20 protein-coding genes are annotated in these 18,744 nt (G+C 45.2%); 15 read left to right on the forward strand and 5 right to left on the reverse strand.

The window, feature by feature from the left end; genetic code table 11:
- Positions 1-30: 30 nt before the first annotated feature.
- Complete coding sequence (locus Q0393_RS05115) at positions 31-1,044, reverse strand: L-seryl-tRNA selenium transferase (RefSeq protein WP_298978408.1); 1,014 nt, start codon at positions 1,042-1,044, stop codon at positions 31-33.
- Positions 1,044-1,595 carry a hypothetical protein gene (locus tag Q0393_RS05120; RefSeq protein WP_298978410.1) on the reverse strand — a complete coding sequence of 184 codons (552 nt, stop codon included), beginning with the start codon at positions 1,593-1,595 and terminating at the stop codon, positions 1,044-1,046. The genes Q0393_RS05115 and Q0393_RS05120 overlap by 1 nt, the downstream gene beginning before the upstream one ends.
- 116 nt (positions 1,596-1,711) lie before the next feature.
- On the opposite strand from Q0393_RS05120, the gene gatC reads away from it, so the two are divergent.
- From gatC to Q0393_RS05175, 11 genes are all read left to right on the forward strand, one after another.
- A complete protein-coding gene (gene gatC, locus Q0393_RS05125; RefSeq protein WP_005871217.1) occupies positions 1,712-1,999 on the forward strand; it encodes an Asp-tRNA(Asn)/Glu-tRNA(Gln) amidotransferase subunit GatC in 288 nt (95 codons plus the stop codon).
- A 10-nt stretch (positions 2,000-2,009) separates the two neighbouring features.
- On the forward strand, positions 2,010-3,092 hold the full coding sequence (locus Q0393_RS05130; RefSeq protein ID WP_005871218.1) for a type IV pilus twitching motility protein PilT: 1,083 nt from the start codon (positions 2,010-2,012) through the stop codon (positions 3,090-3,092).
- Positions 3,092-3,769, forward strand: a complete 678-nt coding sequence (locus Q0393_RS05135; RefSeq protein WP_100067315.1) for a CvpA family protein — start codon at positions 3,092-3,094, stop codon at positions 3,767-3,769. Before Q0393_RS05130 ends, Q0393_RS05135 begins: the two co-directional genes overlap by 1 nt.
- Positions 3,766-4,233, forward strand: coding sequence for a Fur family transcriptional regulator (locus tag Q0393_RS05140; RefSeq protein ID WP_005871221.1), 468 nt, complete (start codon positions 3,766-3,768; stop codon positions 4,231-4,233). Before Q0393_RS05135 ends, Q0393_RS05140 begins: the two co-directional genes overlap by 4 nt.
- A 1-nt stretch (position 4,234) precedes the next feature.
- Positions 4,235-5,728, forward strand: a complete 1,494-nt coding sequence (gene lysS, locus Q0393_RS05145; protein WP_298978413.1) for a lysine--tRNA ligase — start codon at positions 4,235-4,237, stop codon at positions 5,726-5,728.
- 2 nt (positions 5,729-5,730) lie between these two features.
- Complete coding sequence (locus Q0393_RS05150) at positions 5,731-6,978, forward strand: serine hydroxymethyltransferase (RefSeq protein ID WP_298978415.1); 1,248 nt, start codon at positions 5,731-5,733, stop codon at positions 6,976-6,978.
- A gap of 94 nt (positions 6,979-7,072) precedes the next feature.
- Positions 7,073-8,104: a hypothetical protein gene (locus Q0393_RS05155; RefSeq protein WP_298097644.1), complete on the forward strand. Its 1,032-nt coding sequence runs from the start codon at positions 7,073-7,075 to the stop codon at positions 8,102-8,104.
- On the forward strand, positions 8,104-8,889 hold the full coding sequence (locus Q0393_RS05160) for a shikimate dehydrogenase (RefSeq protein WP_298978417.1): 786 nt from the start codon (positions 8,104-8,106) through the stop codon (positions 8,887-8,889). The genes Q0393_RS05155 and Q0393_RS05160 overlap by 1 nt, the downstream gene beginning before the upstream one ends.
- Positions 8,890-9,361: 472 nt before the next feature.
- A complete protein-coding gene (locus Q0393_RS05165) occupies positions 9,362-9,568 on the forward strand; it encodes a DUF4492 domain-containing protein (RefSeq protein WP_005871229.1) in 207 nt (68 codons plus the stop codon).
- Positions 9,569-9,570: 2 nt separating this feature from the next.
- Positions 9,571-11,094: a cytochrome ubiquinol oxidase subunit I gene (locus tag Q0393_RS05170; RefSeq protein WP_298978419.1), complete on the forward strand. Its 1,524-nt coding sequence runs from the start codon at positions 9,571-9,573 to the stop codon at positions 11,092-11,094.
- Between the two features lies 1 nt (position 11,095).
- The gene (locus Q0393_RS05175) at positions 11,096-12,202 is read left to right on the forward strand and encodes a cytochrome d ubiquinol oxidase subunit II (protein ID WP_298978421.1); all 1,107 of its coding nucleotides are present in this window, start codon (positions 11,096-11,098) and stop codon (positions 12,200-12,202) included.
- A gap of 346 nt (positions 12,203-12,548) precedes the next feature.
- On the opposite strand, the gene Q0393_RS05180 is transcribed toward Q0393_RS05175, so the two are convergent.
- From Q0393_RS05180 to Q0393_RS05190, 3 genes are all read right to left on the reverse strand, one after another.
- Entirely contained in the window at positions 12,549-13,517 is a 969-nt protein-coding gene (locus Q0393_RS05180; RefSeq protein WP_298978423.1) for a putative transporter, read from the reverse strand.
- Between the two features lie 9 nt (positions 13,518-13,526).
- On the reverse strand, positions 13,527-16,295 hold the full coding sequence (locus Q0393_RS05185; RefSeq protein WP_298978425.1) for a pitrilysin family protein: 2,769 nt from the start codon (positions 16,293-16,295) through the stop codon (positions 13,527-13,529).
- A 334-nt stretch (positions 16,296-16,629) separates the two neighbouring features.
- Positions 16,630-17,226, reverse strand: a complete 597-nt coding sequence (locus tag Q0393_RS05190) for a peroxiredoxin (protein ID WP_298978428.1) — start codon at positions 17,224-17,226, stop codon at positions 16,630-16,632.
- A 180-nt stretch (positions 17,227-17,406) separates the two neighbouring features.
- On the opposite strand from Q0393_RS05190, the gene Q0393_RS05195 reads away from it, so the two are divergent.
- From Q0393_RS05195 to rpmF, 4 genes are all read left to right on the forward strand, one after another.
- Positions 17,407-17,691, forward strand: coding sequence for a DUF362 domain-containing protein (locus Q0393_RS05195; protein ID WP_005871245.1), 285 nt, complete (start codon positions 17,407-17,409; stop codon positions 17,689-17,691).
- Between the two features lie 107 nt (positions 17,692-17,798).
- A complete protein-coding gene (ndk, locus tag Q0393_RS05200; protein WP_177388469.1) occupies positions 17,799-18,212 on the forward strand; it encodes a nucleoside-diphosphate kinase in 414 nt (137 codons plus the stop codon).
- A 9-nt stretch (positions 18,213-18,221) separates the two neighbouring features.
- Positions 18,222-18,575, forward strand: a complete 354-nt coding sequence (locus Q0393_RS05205; RefSeq protein ID WP_298978429.1) for a hypothetical protein — start codon at positions 18,222-18,224, stop codon at positions 18,573-18,575.
- An 18-nt stretch (positions 18,576-18,593) separates the two neighbouring features.
- Positions 18,594-18,740, forward strand: coding sequence for a 50S ribosomal protein L32 (rpmF, locus tag Q0393_RS05210; RefSeq protein ID WP_298978430.1), 147 nt, complete (start codon positions 18,594-18,596; stop codon positions 18,738-18,740).
- Positions 18,741-18,744: the final 4 nt, after the last annotated feature.

Below are 18,744 nucleotides of genomic sequence, written 5' to 3' on the forward strand. Positions count from 1 at the left end.
AGGTCTTCGCGAACGCAAAGTTTTGAAATTTTATCTAGCATCAAAATTTAAAATTTTATCGTCGTAGTAAAACGAGCTACCTGCGATAAAGGACTTATCCTCGAACTCGCCATTTAGCTCGTAGATCGCTTGTCCCTCTAAATTTTCATTTACACGGATGACGTAGCCGTTGCGCTCGATGATATACAGATAGCCGCCGCTAAGCAGTGCGCCGCTAAACTGTGCAAAGGTGAATTTGCGCGATTTGATTAAATTTAGCCCGCGATCGAGTAGCTCGACTCTGCCGTCTTTTAAGAAAAGATAAATTCTATCACCGCTAAAAATCACGTCTTTGATGTCTACGTTATGGTTTTTATTGCCCGCAGGACTTACCAGCATTAGCCTAGTGGCAGTTACGGCATAAAGGTTATCGCCCTTATTTTCTAAGGCGATAATGTTGTTAAAAAACGGCTGGTTGCTCACGACGAAATCGCGTGCCGAGCGCCCGCCTACGTTTTCTGCGATGCTGACTAGTCCGTCTAGCGCAGGATAAGCGATAAGTTGGTTGATAAATAGCGGTGACGCTACGCGCGAATCGATTGCGAATGCATCGCCTACTTTATGATCGAGTACCACTGCGCCCGAGCTTAGCTTGATAAGCATAATCGAATCATCGCTCATCACTAAAGCCAAATCATCGCCGTGTATATTTGCACTGAGCGCTTGTCTGCCGAGGGCTTTTTCAAATTTTACAGCGCCTGTGCCACTAACTACTTTAAGCGTGCCATTGATGTCGGTTACGACGAAATTTCCGTCATATTCGCCTAAAAATTTCTCGCTTTTTAAGACTTTAAAATTTTTCACCAAGCCGTTTTTAGAGATGACTTCGCCGTCTTTTAGTGTCGCGCCGTCTTTACTAACCGCTACGATTTCTGATGGCAGTGAGCCGTTAAATTTCATATCACCTGTGATGTTTTCGTCGCTGGGTTCAAAATACTGGCGCTTCGTCGAGCAGCCTAAAAATAAAAACGATAGTAAAAGCGTAAATATCAGCGTTTTTTTCATTATTTATTGCCTCCATAGTGTTTCAAAGCAAGTGCGATTTGACGAACTGGCGAGTTGAGCGGAATTTTATCTAGTTCTGCGTGAGCTTGCTCGATTTTGCCTTCTTTTAGCAGGTCGTAGCCCTTAAGCAAAGAATTGTAATCGGCGAGTAGCACTCCGCCTTGTTTGCCGTTTTGTAGATTTATTATCTCTTTTAGCATAACATCGATGCCTTGGGTATTTTCTAGCGCCGCTCGCTCGTCTGCAGAGCCGTTTTGCAAAATATAAAGAGCGTATAGATTTATATCTTTTTGCTTAAGCTCGGCTAGCTTAGTGTCGTCACGCTTGTTAAGCAGCTCGTCATAGATCGCATTAGCACTTGCTATGCGGCGATCACTTAGAAATTCATTTGCGTAATATCCGATAAAAGCTACGATCAAAACCGCAGCCAAAAATATCAGCGGCTTTTTGTATTTTTTTACGAAAATTTCACTTTTTATGACGCTTTCTAGAAACTGCTCTTCTGTGCCAATCTCTTTTTTCACGCCTTCGATGTCGTCTTTTAAAGCCAAAATTTAGTCCTTTATTTGAGAAAATCGGCATAATTGTAGCATAAAAAATTTTAAATACCGCCTAAGATAAAGAATTTTTATGATATAATGTCGCATTTATCAGAAAAAGGAAAGTTATGATAATAGACGACGCCTTGCTAAGTAAGCTGGAAAGGCTATCTGCTCTTAAAATTCCGGATGAAAAACGGGAGGAATTTAAGGGGCAATTAAATAATATCGTAGATTTTGTAGAAATTCTAAATGAGCTGGATTTACAAAGCGGCGAGGCGGCTATCACTACGCTAAAAGGCGGTACTCCGTTTCGCAAAGATATCCCACGCAAAAGCGACGTCGCAGAAAGCGTCTTAAAGCATGCTCCGCAGTCCGAAGGCGGCTACTTCGTAGTACCGAAAATCATCGATTGAAAGGAATTTTATGGAAGAAGTTCAAAGAAATTTAGTAGATATCGAAACCCTACTAAAAACCGTCGTTTTTAACAAAGCGAGCGACCTTCACTTAGTTTCGCGCTCGGCGCCTCAAATACGTATCGACGGAACATTGCGCCCACTTGCCATGGATCCGCTTAAGGGTACGGATATCGAGTATATCTGCTACGCGCTCATTACCGATGCTCAAAAAAGTGCGCTCGAGGAAAATAAAGAGCTCGACTTTGCGATCGAGCTTCCTAATATCGGACGCTTCCGTGGTAACTACTACTACACTATGAACGGCGATTTGGCTGCCGCATTTCGTATTATTCCTATCGATATTCCTAGTCTGGACGATTTAAAAGCCCCTACGATTTTTAAAGAGGTAGTTAAGCACGAAAAAGGCATGATTTTGGTTACCGGACCTACGGGTAGCGGTAAATCAACTACTCTTGCCGCGATGCTAAACGAGATCAACGAAAAAGAGCGCAAACACATCATCACTGTTGAAGATCCGGTTGAGTTCGTCCATACTAATAAAAAAGCGCTTTTCTCCCACAGAAATATTGGCACCGATACCCATTCCTACGCTAATGCCTTAAAATTTGCCTTGCGTGAGGACCCGGACATTATCCTCGTGGGCGAGATGCGCGATAGAGAGACTATCTCGATCGCCATTACCGCGGCTGAGACCGGTCACTTGGTATTTGGTACGCTACACACCAACTCTGCGATGCAAACGATCAACCGTATTATCGATAGCTTTGATGGTGGCGAGCAGCTCCAAGTACGAAATATGCTCTCTGTCTCACTTACCGCGGTCATTTCGCAATCGCTTTTGCCGAAGCTTGGCGGTGGACGTATCGCGATCCATGAAATTTTGCTAAATAACAATGCCGTAGCGAATCTAATCCGCGAAAACAAGGTGCATCAAATTTACTCTCAAATGCAGCTAAATCAGCAATCTACCGGTATGATAACTCAAACTCAAGCGATGGTTAAAGCGATCCGTGCAAATCAAATTTCAAAAGACACGGCATTTAGGTATTCGACTAACCTACAAGAGCTAATAGGCGTGGTGGGTGCTTGATGGAAGGTATTAATTGGTTCGACGTCGGCTGTTTAGTACTCGTAGTGCTCTTCGGATTGCGCGGCATCACTAATGGCATTGTAAAAGAAATTTTTGGAATTTTGGGTCTCATCGGTGGTCTTTTTGCCGCGATGCGTTATAAAACTATGGCAGGCGAGTGGATTGCAGCAAAAATTCCAGCTTTACAGAATGCAAACGGCGTGCTTTCAGGCGATACGACGCAGGTTCTCATCGGCTTTATCGCTGTGCTTTTTGGCGTATGGATCTCGTGTCTGATTATAGGCGAAATCATTTCAAAATTCTTTAAATGGAGCGGACTCGGATTTGTCGATAAGATCGGCGGGTTCGTTTTTAGCGTAAGTAAAATTTTCTTGATTTTTGCCGTTATCGTTACGCTTGCAAGCGGTCCTATGTCGATGAACGAACAGACTAAAAAGTATTTTGAAAGCAGCAAAACTGCGCCGATTTTTTTAAAAATAGGAAATTGGATTTTAAATCTCAAAGACGATCCGAAGATCAAACAAAGCTTGGATTCTATCGGTTCTAAGATGGATGACAAGCTCTTAAAAGATCAAAATTCTACTGCTCGTATGAACTCGGATCAAAATCAAAGCACTGAACCTAGCGATTTCAACGCCAGTTCAGAAGTAAATTCTACAGAAAGGACAAAATTATGAATGCAAAAATCGAAAATTTAGAGTTTGACGCTCTAATTGTTGAGTTTAAAAAGGCGCTTGCCGCTAGCGGTCTAAAATATACCAAGCAGCGCGAGGTTTTGCTCCGTACGCTTTATAACAACAACAAGCACTTCACGCCCGAGGCGCTTCATAACGAGATCAAGGCGAAATTTCCCGAGCTAAACGTAGGCATAGCGACGGTGTATCGTACCTTAAATTTGCTTGAGGATTCAGGTATGGCGACGTCGATCTCATTTGGCGCGCAGGGCAAGAAATTTGAGCTTGCCAACAAGCCTCACCACGACCATCTAATCTGCAAAAGCTGCAATAAGATCATAGAATTTCAAGACGCCACTATTGAGCGAAAACAGCTTGCCGTCGCCAAAGAGCACGGATTTACGCTTACGGGGCACATGATGCAGCTGTATGGAATTTGCCCTGAATGCGCGGCAAAAAGGAAGTAGATTGTTTGATAGCCAGTTAGAGATCCAAAGGATAGACAAGGCGTCGGAACTTCGGAATTTAGGGGCTAATCCCTATCCGCACTTTCTAAAAAAAGATATGAGTATAGCCGAGTTTAAAGAGAAATTCGGCTACATAAAAGATACCGAGGATAAAAAAGCGAGCAAGGAGATAAGCCTCGCCGGACGATTAAAGCTAAAGCGCGTCGCGGGCAAATCCACCTTCGCAAACATAGAAGATCAAAGCGGCAATATTCAAATTTATTACTCGCGCGACAGCATCGGCGAAGAGGATTACGCTAAATTTAAGAAAAATCTCGAAGTGGGCGATATAATTTTGGTGCGCGGATATGCCTTCGTCACGCAGACGGGCGAGTTTTCGATCCATGCTAGCAAAATAACGCTCGCGTCTAAGGCGATCTCGCCGCTTCCGGAGAAATTTCACGGCCTAACCGACATCGAGATGCGCTACCGCCAAAGATACCTCGACATGATAATGAACCCCGAGGTCCGCGAGGATTTCATCAAGCGCTCGATCATCGTGAGCGAGATCCGCAGCTTTTTTGAAAAGCACGGATTTTTGGAAGTCGAAACGCCGATGATGCACCCTATCGCAGGCGGCGCGAATGCCAAGCCTTTCATCACGCACCACAACGCTCTAGACGTCGATCGCTACCTGCGTATCGCGCCGGAGCTGTATCTAAAGCGCCTCGTCGTAGGCGGCATGGAGGCGGTCTTTGAGATCAACCGAAACTTCCGCAACGAGGGTATGGATCTGACGCACAATCCGGAATTTACCAGCATAGAATTCTACTGGGCGTGGCATGATTATAACGACGCGATGAACCTAACCGAGGAGCTATTTAAAGCGCTGTTTAAGAGGCTCGGACTGGGCGAAATTTTAATCTACGATGAGCGCGAGATCGATTTTTCAAAACCTTTTGCGCGCATAAAGTATCTCGACGCGCTTACGCAGATAGGCGGCATCGAGCCGCAGATCGTAAATGATCGCGAAAAGATCATCGCCAAACTCAAAGCCGATAAATTTGAAGTCAATGAAAAGCTCGATCTAGGCCACTTGCAGAGCGAACTTTTTGATAATTATGTAGAGGCTAAGCTCATAAATCCGACCTTCATCGTAGATTTTCCGATCTCGATCAGCCCGCTTTCGCGCAGAAGCGACGAAAATCCTCAGATAGCCGAGAGATTTGAGCTCTACATCGCGGGCAAGGAGCTTGCAAACGCCTTTAATGAGCTGAACGATCCGCTCGATCAATACGCCAGATTTAAGGCGCAAATCGACGCTAAAAACGCGGGCGACGACGAAGCGCACGAGATGGACGAGGATTACGTCCGCGCGCTTAGCTACGCGATGCCACCGACTACCGGCTGGGGGCTCGGTATCGACCGCTTGGCGATGATTTTGCTGAATAAAAAATCGATCCGCGACGTGATTTTGTTCCCTGCGATGAGGCCGATAAATTTAGAGAAGGAGTGAATGTGTCAAATTTAGAAAAATTCGATAATGAAATTTTTAGTTTAACCAACAAAGAGCTTGCTCGCCAGTGCGATTATTTGGAGATGATCGCGAGCGAAAATTTTACCTATCCCGAGGTGATGGAGGCGATGGGCTCGGTGCTAACGAACAAATACGCCGAGGGTTACCCCGGCAAGCGCTACTACGGCGGCTGCGAGTTCGTGGACGAGATCGAGCAGATCGCGATCAATCGCTGCAAAAAGCTCTTCGGCTGTGAGTTTGCAAACGTCCAACCAAACAGCGGCAGCCAAGCCAACCAAGGCGTTTATGCCGCATTTTTAAAACCTGGCGATAAAATTTTAGGCATGGCGCTTAGCCACGGCGGGCATTTGACGCACGGCGCAAAGGTCTCAAGCAGCGGAAAGATGTATGAGAGCTTCGAATACGGCGTGGAGCTCGACGGCCGCATAAACTACGATAAGGTGCTTGAGATCGCTCAGATTGTAAAGCCGAAGATGATCGTTTGCGGTGCGAGCGCTTATACGCGCGAGATAGATTTTGCTAAATTTAGACAGATCGCTGATAGCGTGGGCGCGTTTCTTTTCGCCGACGTAGCGCACGTCGCGGGGCTCGTCGTCGCAGGCGAGCACACGGATCCGTTTCCGCACTGCCACGTCGTAAGCTCGACCACGCATAAGACGCTTCGCGGTCCGCGCGGCGGCATCATAATGACTAACGACGAGGAATTTGCCAAAAAGATCAACTCGGCGATCTTTCCGGGTATTCAAGGCGGCCCGCTAATGCACGTCATCGCCGCTAAGGCGGTCGGGTTTAAACATAATCTAAGCCCTGAGTGGAAGCTCTATGCCAAGCAGGTCAAGGCAAACGCTAGAGTTTTGGGCGAGACGCTGGTTGGGCGCGGCTTTGATCTCGTTAGCGGCGGCACCGATAATCATCTGATTTTAATGAGCTTTTTAAATAGAGATTTTAGCGGCAAGGACGCTAGTGCCGCGCTTGAAAATGCAGGCATTACGACGAATAAAAATACCGTGCCGGGCGAGACGCGCAGTCCATTCGTCACCAGCGGTATCCGCGTCGGAAGCCCCGCACTTACGGCGCGCGGCATGAAGGAGAAAGAATTTGAGTTTATCGGAAATAAAATCGCCGATGTGCTAAGCGATATCTCAAATTCTAAGCTTCAGGCGCAGGTCAAAGAGGAAGTGCGGGATTTGGCGCACCGCTTTATCATCTACGACCGCGCGATGTATTAAATTTAATAAATTCGGGTAAGCTTACCCGAATTATTTATTTCGTAAATTTTGCGTGGTAGAATTTACAAAGTAAATAATAATCTTAGGAGAGAGTATGAACGACAAAAATTTCGATATGAGCAGCATAGACGATATAGTGATAAATAGCGGCAATGTCGATAAGAACGCGAATTTGAAAAAGGGTCTTACCGTTGCAGCCGGCGTCGTAGTTTTATTCTTAATCATTTTAATCATAATGAAGGCTATTAATAAAGACGATATTGATACTAACGCAGGTCTTACTATGCCTAGTGAAGAAGAGCTTGCCAAAGCGGAGCAAAAGCCTGCCGTACAAGTTCAAAAACCTGAGCCTTCGCAGCCTGAGCCTGTAGAGGTGAAATCAGAACCCAATGCAGCATCTGCAGCTCCAACCAAAGTAGAGATAAAAACCCAGGAACCTAATTCCGAAAGTAAGGTCGTCGCAAGCGCTCAGCCTGAAGCGCAGAAAGTAGAAATCCAAAAGCCCGAAATCAAAGAAGAGCCAAAAAAATCCGAAGTTAAAATAGAAAGTAAAAAGATTGAGCCTAAAGACGAAGCCAAAAAGTCTGAAAAAACGGACGTAAAAAAGTCCGAGCCTAAAAAAGAGTCTGCAAAAGACGAGATCAAAAAAGAGCCTTCTAAAACCGAAATTAGAAAAGTCGAGCAAAAAGTAGAGCCTAAAAAAGAACCCGAAAAACAAGCAAAAGCAGAAGTTAAAAAAGAGCCTTCAAAAACGGAAGCTAAAAAGGAACATGCTAAAGCTGAGACCAAGAAAGAGCCTGCTAAGTCCGAGCCTAAAAAAGAAGCTAGCAAGCCGGAGTCTAAAAGCGAGAACGTAAAGGCTGGCGTTGCAGCAAAGAGCACCAGCACCAGCGTGGCAAACGGCAGTTATGTGCAGGTTTTCGCATCCAATGCCTACGATCCAAACGGATCTGATACCAAAAAAATCACCAAAAAAGGCTACAGCCCAATTGCGCTGCAAACTCACGTCGGAAGCAAGAGCGTGACTAAAATTTTAGTCGGACCTTTCGAGGGTGAGGCGCTACAAAAGGCGCTTAGCGATATGCGCAGCATCAATAGCGGAGCGTATATCTACCGAGTGAAATAGTGGACAGATTCGCGGTTTTCGGCAACCCGATCGCCCACTCTCTCTCGCCGCTACTTCATAATTACGCGATAAAATTTTTGGAGCTGGACGCCTACTACGGGCGAGTTTTGCTGCAGTGCGGCGAGGAGCTGCGAGCTAAATTTGAAACTTTAGGGCTTACGGGCGCGAACGTAACCGTGCCTTTTAAGCTCGACGCGCTCAAAGCCTGCGATGTCCTAAGCGAGGCGGCGCAAAGGATCGGCTCGGTAAATACGCTGGTGCTAAAAGGCAGTGCACTGCACGGCTTTAACACCGACGCGCAGGGGTTTTTCTGCGCGATCTTGGGCTTTGGCAAGATTCGCAACGCGCTTATTTTAGGCGCGGGCGGCACGACGCGAGCAATCGGCTACGCACTAGGCAAAAACGGCGTGAAATTTGACATCCTAAACCGTAGTGTAAAAGATTTTGACTTCGGCTGCGAGGAATTTTTTAGCTACGAAAATTTCAAGTCCAAAGACTACGATCTGATCGTCAATGCCACCGGCGCGGGGCTCAAAGATGACGCGCTGCCTGCGCCCGAGGGGGTAATAGATGAAATTTTATCCCGCGCGAAATTTGCCTTTGACGCTATCTACGGTAAGCAGACTCCGTTTTTGCAAGCCGCGCGCGCAAAAAATCTGCCCGTAAAAGATGGCAAGGAGATGCTGATAAATCAGGGCGCGCTTGCTTTCAATCTTTTTTTCGGCGGTAAATTCGACTTAGCAGAGATTGTATCGCTGATGAGCCATGCTGCGAATTTACGCTAAATCGCCTCTTAGGCTTTTCAATTATTCGTGCCAGTCAAATAGAGTGCTTTAAATTTTGTGTCGAGTTAATTATACGTTCTTGAATTTTATATCGTGTAGCTTTGGGCGTTTAATTTTAAAATTCTTACGTCTGCTTTCGGCTAAGCCGTGTTAATTTGCCTGTAAAAATTCTATTTAAAATCGCTACGAATTAGGCATAAAGATGCTTAGTAAAGCCCCACATATTTTTCTGCTCGTATTCTATTCTAAAATTTTATATGACGAATCTAAACTAAAATTTTGTGCAGTTTAAGTAAAATGTGATTGTTTGTGAATTATACAATAAAACTTTACTTGAGCGAGATGACGCAAGACCGAGGTGTTTATTAAAAAGATAAAATTGCTACCAAAATTTCAAAATTTAAAGCTAAATTTTAATTAATTGTTATACAATAAAAAATATAAACTAATAATTGCTAAAGGTTAAAATTTGATGTTTTTCGGCAAAATTTTAAAATTTTACGCGCACGGATTTGCTTCGATGAAGCTTGGCAAAACGCTATGGGCGGTGATTTTGATCAAGCTATTTATAATTTTTGTGCTACTGAAATTTTTCATTTTTGACGAAAACTTGGATTCTAAATTTAAAACCGATCAAGAAAAAATCGATTTCATTTATAAAAATTTGACTAAGGAGTAGGAATGCAAGAGCTTGCTAGCGTGGATTGGTCGAGGGCGCAGTTTGCGCTTACGGCGCTTTACCACTTTCTTTTCGTGCCCCTAACGCTGGGGCTTAGCTTTATCGTGGCGTTTATGGAGAGCCTATATGTCGCGACCGGTAAGCAGGAGTGGCTCAAGATCACTAAATTTTGGCTGCGCCTTTTCGGTATAAATTTTGCCATCGGCGTCGCGACCGGCATCATAATGGAGTTTGAGTTCGGCACCAACTGGGCGAATTATAGCTGGTTCGTGGGCGACATCTTCGGCGCGCCGCTTGCGATTGAGGGCTTGCTGGCGTTTTTCTTAGAGGCTACCTTCTTTGCGGTAATGTTCTTCGGCTGGGATTGCGTAAGCAAAAAATTTCATCTTCTTTCAACCTGGCTCGTGGCGATCGGATCAAATTTAAGCGCGTATTGGATCTTAATCGCGAATGCTTGGATGCAAAACCCTGTTGGTACGAGCTTTAATCCCGATACGATGCGCAACGAGATGAGTAATTTTTTAGATATCGCGCTATCTCACTTCGGAGTGGCTAAATTTTTACATACCGTCGGCGGCGGCTACATTACCGCGGCGCTTTTCGTGCTTGGAATTTCGGCGTTTTATATGCTAAAACACAAAGACTTCGCGCTTGCTAAAAAAAGCTTCATCGTAGCGGCAAGCTTCGGTATGCTAAGCTCGCTTTTCGTGCTATTTAGCGGCGACGAGAGCGCCTATCAGGTCGCGCAAAAGCAGCCGATGAAGCTTGCGGCGATGGAGGGTCTGTATAAGGGCGAAGTAAATGCAGGCATCGTCGCGGCGGGAGTTTTAAACCCGAGTAAAACCGCGGGAGACGATAAGGAGCCGTTTTTATTTGAGATCAAGGCGCCTTACGCGCTGGGACTGATGGCTACGAGAGGACTTGATAATTTCACTCCGGGCATCGATGATTTGGTATTTGGAAACGAAAAATTCGGCATCGAAGGTGCTGATAAAAAGATCGAAAAAGGCAAAATCGCCCTGCAAGCGCTGAAGGATTACAAAATCGCCAAAGATGCCAATGATACCGCAGCGATGCAGCAAGCGCGCGAAATTTTATTTGGCAACCAAAATATGCAAAATTTAGGCTACGGCTACCTTGACGACGCGAAGCAGATCGTCCCTCCCGTGGCGCTTACCTTTTACAGCTTCCACGTGATGGTGGCTTTGGGAAGCTATTTTATCTTGCTATTTTTCGTGACGCTATTTTTGGCGATGCGAAAGAACCTCGCCGAATACAAGAAAATTCTATGGCTTTGCGTCTTTAGCATTCCTTTGGGATACGTCGCGTGCGAGGCGGGCTGGATCGTAGCCGAAGTAGGGCGCCAGCCGTGGGCTATACAGGATCTCATGCCGGTGGGCGTCGCGGCTACGAGCCTGGCGGGGACGAACATAATGATCTCGTTTGCGCTCTTTGCGGTTTTATTTACGGTTTTATTCATAGCCGAGATAAAGATCATGCTAAAACAGATAAAGATAGGATTTTAAGATGCACGAAATTTTTCAAATTTATTGGTGGTGCGTGGTTTCGCTTCTGGGCGGAATTTTGGTTTTTATGCTCTTCGTGCAGGGCGGTCAGACGCTGCTTTTTACGCTGGCAAAGAGTGAGACCGAGAAGGATTTTATAATAAATTCCATCGGCAAGAAATGGGAGCTCACGTTTACTACGCTCGTGATGTTCGGCGGAGCGTGCTTTGCAGCGTTTCCGCTATTTTATGCGACCAGCTTCGGCGGGGCATATTGGGCGTGGATGGCTCTGCTTTTTTGCTTTATAATCCAAGCCGTCGCCTACGAATACAGAAAAAAGCCCGATAATTTCTTGGGCGCTAAAACTTATGAAGCCTTTCTTTTCATAAACGGCTCGCTGGGCACGATCCTGCTTGGCATCATCGTCTCGACGCTTTTTAGCGGCAGCGAGTTTGCGCTGGGCGATAATAATTTCGTGCAGTGGAAAAACTCCGCTCGCGGGCTTGAGGCGTTAGCAAATCCGTTTAATTACATCTTAGGGTTTGCGCTATTTTTCTGCGCCAGAACTGGAGCGAGCTTATATTTGATGAACAATATCGCCGAGCCTGAAATGATCGCTAAGCTCAAAGCTTCGCTTAAATTTAACGCTAGCGCGTTTTTGGTATTTTTCATCGCGTTTTTAGCGTGGGTATTGCTAAAACAGGGTTACGCAGTAGGCGCTGGCGGCGTAGTAAGCCTTGAGAGCTTTAAGTATCTGCATAACTACCTAAGTCTGCCTGCGGCGCTAATCTTGCTGCTGCTAGGTGTCGTGCTGGTGCTGGTGGGGATATTCAAAGGCGCATTTACAAGCAGCGTGCGCGGGATATTTTTCTACGGCATGGGCGTCGTATGCGCGGTAACGAGCGTATTTTTGATTCTGGGTCTAAACAACACGGCGTTTTATCCGTCAAATTTTGATTTGCAAAGCTCACTTACTTTGGCAAATGCAAGTTCGAGCCTCTATACGCTTAAGACGATGTTTTACGTGTCGTTTCTAGTGCCTTTCGTACTCGGATACATCAGCTATGTTTGGTGCGCGATGGATGCTAAAAAGCTCGATAAAGAGGGGCTTTCAAACGAGCATTATTAGGCGCGCCCGCCCTAGCGCGGCTTCCGCGCGCCGTGTGGCGGCGAGAAGCTGCTCGCGTGCGCGGCACTGCGTGCTTTTGCGCTTGGTTAAATTTCATACCGGCGGCGCTTTTTGCGCGCCGCATTTATAAAAAATTTTAAGGATTAAAAATGGTCAAATCTTTAGTTTTCATCGCGATTTGGATAATCTTGCTAATCGCGAGCTATAAATTTATAAAGCTAAACATTACTTATCAAGAAAAAAGAGAGCAGTAAAAGCGTAGAAATTTTAAAAGTTTGCGTCCCGGAATTTCGCTTTAAATTTAGAAAGCGAAATCTAGGGCCGCAAGGTGCGGGCGAAATTTTATCTAGCCCTTGTAGTCGATATTTTTTTCAAACTCTTTAAGTCGCATATGGATTGAGCGCAGCTCCGTGATCGTCGTCCAGTTATTCATAAAAATACTAAAACTTCCGCGGACTTGATTAAAGGCGTTGCTCACCTGCACCAGTACGCCTAAAGTGATCGCCTGAGTAAAAATACCAGGACCGACCAAAAAGTAAGGCACTAAAATTAAAATTTGAGAAAAAGAGCGAAGCCATAGATCGAAATAACAAAGATGCAAATATAACTTGTAATAGTTATGCTTCAGCTTAGCAAACAGTCCCTCGACTTGCTCCTGCCCTCCATAGTTGATCTTGTCGTCCTCGGCTAAAACTAACTCTTTTCTAAACGCCGCTTCTACCTTTTGGTTGTCGTATTCCAGGCGCGGCAGGTACCAGCCCACTAACCACGAAATGATAAGTCCGCCGATGCTGACTCCCAGTGCGATCCATACGAGAGAGCCCGGTGTTTCGTTTAAAAAAGGTATCTTGACCTTTGCGCTAAGCTCCCAAAGCACGGGGATGAACGCGATTAGCGTTAAAATCGCAGATAGCACTCGCGAACCGATATCTTCTAAGATGCGCGCAAAGCGAAGAGCGTCTTCTTGGATACGCTGCGAGCTTCCCTCTACGTCGTGTTCGACATTTTTCCAATATTTAAAATATGAAAACGTAATCGCCTCGCGCCATTGAAACACCCAGAGTCTAACGACGTACCTCTCAAGAACGCCCACTAAAACTAAAGGGATGGCGATCCACAAAAATATAAACATCTGGTTCCAAAAATCGTCTATGGTGTGGTTTTTAGCGTCTTGAGCCAGATCGTAAAAGGAGCGGTTCCATTTATTGTATTGCACCATCAGATCCACTTCAAAAATTTGCACCAAAATAATAAAAATTAGACCCGAATAAGCAAAGAATGCGTATTTTTTGCTCTTAAAAAACGATGAAAACATTAAGCTCCTTTATTCTTTCGGTTGCGCCTCTTGCGGCTTTGCATCGCTGCTTGGTTTTGGATTTAAAATCGCCGTAAATAGATGCTCGCGAAGCATCTGCGCCGCTTCCTGTACGTCCGCACTTTTTACTGCGTTCACGCGCGCCGCGTAGCTTTTTTCGTCATAGAGTGGATAGCCGTAAAGCTCGTGCGCAGTGATATTTCCAAGCCAAAAATCATTCGTCTGCGCAGCTCTTTTGGTCGATAGAATTTGAGCTTTTTTAAAATTTGCCAGCTCGCTATCTTTTGCGCCGGAGCTTTCGATCTGTTTTAAAATTTCACTCACGCTTGCTGCAACCGCACGGGCATCTTTCGGCTCGGTAGAAAACGATACGTTCAAGCTCGCTGCGATTTGTGGCTCACGCACATAGGCGCTATGCACCATCGCCGAGTAAATTTGTCCGCGCGCCTCGCGGATCTGCTCGACGATGCGATTGCTTAGCACGCTTTTTAACGCTTGAAATTTATAAGTGTCTGCAAAGTCGAAATTTTGCAGCTCATAGTTTGAAAAAATCATCCGAACTTCGCTTTTATCACTATCGCCGTAGTCTTGCACAATCTCGCCGCTAGAAGTATTTAGCATCAAAGTTTTAGGTGTAGCGCTGCTTGCGCCGGACTTTAGATTGCCAATATATTTGGCTAGAATTTGTTTCGCGCGTGCAGGCTCGAAATCGCCGCTAAGCACAAAGATAAAATTTCCAGCACCTGAAAAAATTTCATCCGCATCGCGCTGTAAATCGGCAAGATTTGCGCTCTTTACGTAATCTACGCTAAGCGGCTGCTTGCGAGCCGTATCTCCCGAATATAGAGATTTTAAAATTTGCTCGCCGAATTTAAATTCCGCCGTCTCGTCTCGTAGCGCAATCGCCGAAAGCGCGTCGGTTTTGTATTTCGTAAGCGAGCTTGCATGAATTAGCGGCTCGCTAAATCTTGCGTAAAGCTCGCGTGTCATCGCCTCCAGATCCGCTCCTGCGCCTCTAAAACCGCAGTCTGCGTCATCCATCCTAAATCTTAGCTTATAATCAAATTTTGAGGTCAAGCGTCCCGCCTCGTATTCGTTTAGCTCGCCTATGGTGCCTGAGTTTAGCAGCGCAGTTAAAATTTCGCCACGAGCTTTGCCAAAATGCGCGTAGCCACCTTTTTTAACGGCTGCGAGGGCGATTTTATTTTTCTCGCTTTTAAGAGGCTTTAAAATTACCTTCGCGCCGTTTTTAAACTCCAAAATTTCAGTGCCGCTAGCGCCTTTTTGCGCTTTAAATTCCGCCTCTTTTAAATCTGCTCCCGCAAGTTGCTTGGAAGCAAGCTTCGAAGCAGCGAAATTAAACGGCACCGCTTTTTCGTAGAGCAGCTCCGCATCTTTTTGGCTAACGCCCAAATCCTTTGCCGAGATAATCTCCGTAAATCTCGCTCCATCCGTTATCTGAGAGAAAAATTTATTAACATCCGCTAGCGTTATTTCTTCTAACGCCTTGAGGCTTAGATCGTGCTCGTCTTGCTTACTAAGCTTTACATTGCCGTTTTGTACGAAATCAAGTAGTGCCCCTATTTGCGCACTTTGTGTATCGTTCTTAAGCAGATCGGCTTGCACTTGATGTTTAAATTCCGCCTTAACGCTATCAAAATCGTCATTGTTAAATCCGTGTTCGCGTACCCCTTTGATCGCGCTAAAAAGACTACTTAGCGTGGCGTTGGCGTCGAAATTAAAAATATTCGCGCTTATGCTGTATAGTCTGCGGTTTTTAAACAGATCGTCCGAGCCGAAATAGGCTTTAAGCGGAATTTTAGCATTCACATTCATCGCGTCGTATCCAAGCTCCATCAGCCTCGATACGTAGGCTTGCAGCCACTCATTTTTAAGCGCACTGTAGCTTCTTAGTGGTTCATATTTGCCTGCGTAAAGCACGCTAGCGACATTAGCGCCGAGCTCGGGCTCTACGGTGCTTGCTAGCCCGCCTTCAAATGGGCGCAGGCTAAGATCGCGCGGGATTTTTTCGCCGTGCGCAGAAAGAGAGCTAAAATTTTGCTTGATTAGGTTTTTAATCTGCTCAATGTTTACGTCGCCTACGACTATGATGCTAATGGCGCTAGGAAGGTAGTTGCGCGCGTAGAATTTTTTTAGTTGCTCGCCAGTGGCGCCTTTGATGATTTCATTTTGTCCGATCGGAAAGCGTCTTGAAAATATGGAATTAGGGTATAAATATGTAGCGCGCTTTTCGTAAAAGCGCCTCTCAAAGCCTTTTTTTGCTTCTTCTAATATGACGCCCTTTTCCTTTTGCGTTTCGTTCTCGTCAAATTTTACGCCGCCTGCATAATCGCGCAGTACCAAAAATACGTCCTTTAGCGTCTCGTCGCTTACTTGGGCTTGGATGTTGTATGTGGTGTTTTCAAAGCCAGTCTGTGCATTGAGATCGGCGCCGAATTTTACCCCCAGACGCTGCAGGGTATGGACTAGTTCGTTTTTATCAAAATGTTCGCTGCCATTGAACGCCATATGCTCGACGAAATGCGCAAGACCCTGTTCGTCGTCATTTTCATCGACACTGCCCGCGGCTACGTTTAGGTAAAAAAGCGCGCTATTTTTCGGCACGTCATTTTTGAGGATATAAAATTTCACGCCGTTTGCCAGCTCGCCGTGCACGACGCTAGGATCGAGCTTAAGTGGCGCGTCCGGGTTGGTATCTGCGGAGTAAAGGCTCAAAGAGCAAAGTAGGGCGGAGATAAAAAATATAAGCTTTTTCATAATTGTCCTTGGATTTAAAAACTTGCGATTGTAACAAAAGCTAGTTTAAAGTATGATTTTGCGAGCTTTGTTATGGGTAAAATTTTGCCAAGGATTTGGGATTTTACTCGCGGTTTTGAAATTTTACTTGCAGAATTGAGAGGAATGGAATTTTTGGAATTTTTGGAATTTTTGGAATTTTTGGAATTTTTGGAATTTTTGGAATTCCGTCGCCGCGACTTAAAATTTTGGCAGCGGAATTTAGAAAGCTTTGCTAGCTTTAATAGCCTGCGCAAGGCTAAATTTAAACCTTACGCAGTTAGAATTTGTACGCCAGCGCGAAGAATTTTACAACTTATAGTTTGCTCGCATTTTTGCCTAGATAATCCGCGACGCCCTTAGGATCTGCTTTCATTCCTGCGTCACCTTTGTGCCAGCCTGCCGGGCAAACCTCGCCGTGCTCGTTCGTAAATAGCATCGTATCGACCATTCTTAGCATCTCGTCGATATTGCGACCAAGCGGTAGGTCGTTGATGACGGCGTGGCGGACGGTGCCGTCTTTATCGAGTAGGAAGCTGCCGCGAAGCGCTACGGCGTTGCCAAACAGCACGTCGAAGCTGCGCGCGATATCTTTTGTAATATCCGAAACTAGCGTGAACTGCACTTTGCCGATACCGCCTGCGTTTACCGGAGTATTTTTCCATGCAAGGTGCGTAAACTCGCTATCGCAGCTAACGCCGATAACTTCGATGCCCTTGGATTTGAAATCTTGATATCTGTGATCGAATGCGATGATCTCACTTGGGCAGACGAAGGTAAAATCTTTTGGATAAAAGAATACGACCGCGCCTTTTTCGCCAATATTTTTATAGAGGTTGAAATCCTCAACTATTTCGTTGTTGCCTAAAACCGCAGTTGCCGTAAAATCAACGGCTTTGTTGGTTACTATCATTTGTTTCTCCTTGTTAATAAAATTTATGATGGCGATTATACATTTTAAAACTTTATATTTGCTGAAATTTGATGAAAATTTTTATATAATAAAATTTATTTGTTCAATAATATTAAATTTTATCATTTTTTAAATTTAGTATGTTATCATTACTCCATATTTTTTGATAAAGGAGAAACAATGGCTGTAAAAATCACCGATATTTGCATAAGCTGCGGCTCATGCATCGACGAGTGCCCGGTAAATGCGATCGTTGACGATAGCGATAACCCAAGTGGCGAGGATAGCTACTATGTATATGCCGATAAATGCGTCGAGTGCGTGGGCTACAACGATGAGCCGGCTTGCGCTAGCGCCTGTCCGACCGACGGCTGTATCGTCTGGAGCGACATCGTAGCGGGTCAACCTAGCAGGGATAGTATAGGTGCGGATCTACGCAGCGGAGATACCCCGGTATTTGCTTAGCAGATAAAATTCCGCGATCAAATGCGCGGAATTTTAATTCATTCAATCCTTAAATAAATTTTAACCTATTTTTCGATACAATCCGCCTTTCACTTTAAGGAGATTATATGCAGCAAACGCTTTCTATTATTAAGCCTGATGCCGTTAAAAAGGGCGTTATCGGCAAAATTATCGATCGTTTCGAAAGCCACGGACTAAGAATCGCAGCGGCTAAAAAATTATGCCTAAGCGCCGAAGATGCGGGTAAATTTTATGAAATTCACAAGGATCGCCCTTTTTATAAGGATCTGATTGAGTTTATGACTAGCGGCCCGGTGGTCGTAATGGTGCTAGAAGGCGATGATGCCGTAGCTAAAAATCGTGCGCTAATGGGCGCTACCGATCCGAAAAAAGCCGATAAAGGCACGATCAGAGCAGACTTTGCGGACAGCATTGACGCTAATGCCGTTCACGGCAGCGACAGCCTAGAAAACGCAAAAACCGAGATCGCATTTTTCTTTGCAAAAAGAGAAATTTGCTAAGAGTGCCACGTGAAGATCGCTTTTGCTAAAATTTCCGCCGCGCCCGTGCCGTTTGAAATTTCGAGGGATGGACTTAAACTTAGCGGAAATTTAAAACGAAAAGACTCTAAGTTTATCGAGTGCAAAGGCGAAATTAGGGGTAAAATTCCATACATTTGCGACCGCTGCGGCAAAGAATTTGATCTTGACGTAAATGAGAGCGTGAATTTGCTTTTAAGCGAAGGCGTTTTTAACGACGAAAGGCACGAGAGCTTGGACGTTATGGAGTTTTTCGGCACCGAAGTTGATCCGGATGAAATTTTAAGAAGCGAAACGGAAGCTTTCAAAAGCGACTATTTTTATTGCGAAGAATGCAAGAACTAAATTTATAAAGGAGAAAAAATGGCAGTTCCAAAGCGAAGAGTTAGTAAAACTCGTGCGGCGAAAAGACGCACTCACTACAAAGTGACCCTTCCGATCCCCGTCAAATATAAAGACGGAAGCTGGAAAATTCCGCATAGAATAAACAAAACTACGGGCGAATATTAATCCG

It is taken from the genome of uncultured Campylobacter sp. (assembly GCF_938015785.1).
In the GTDB taxonomy this organism is placed as follows: Bacteria; Campylobacterota; Campylobacteria; order Campylobacterales; family Campylobacteraceae; genus Campylobacter_B.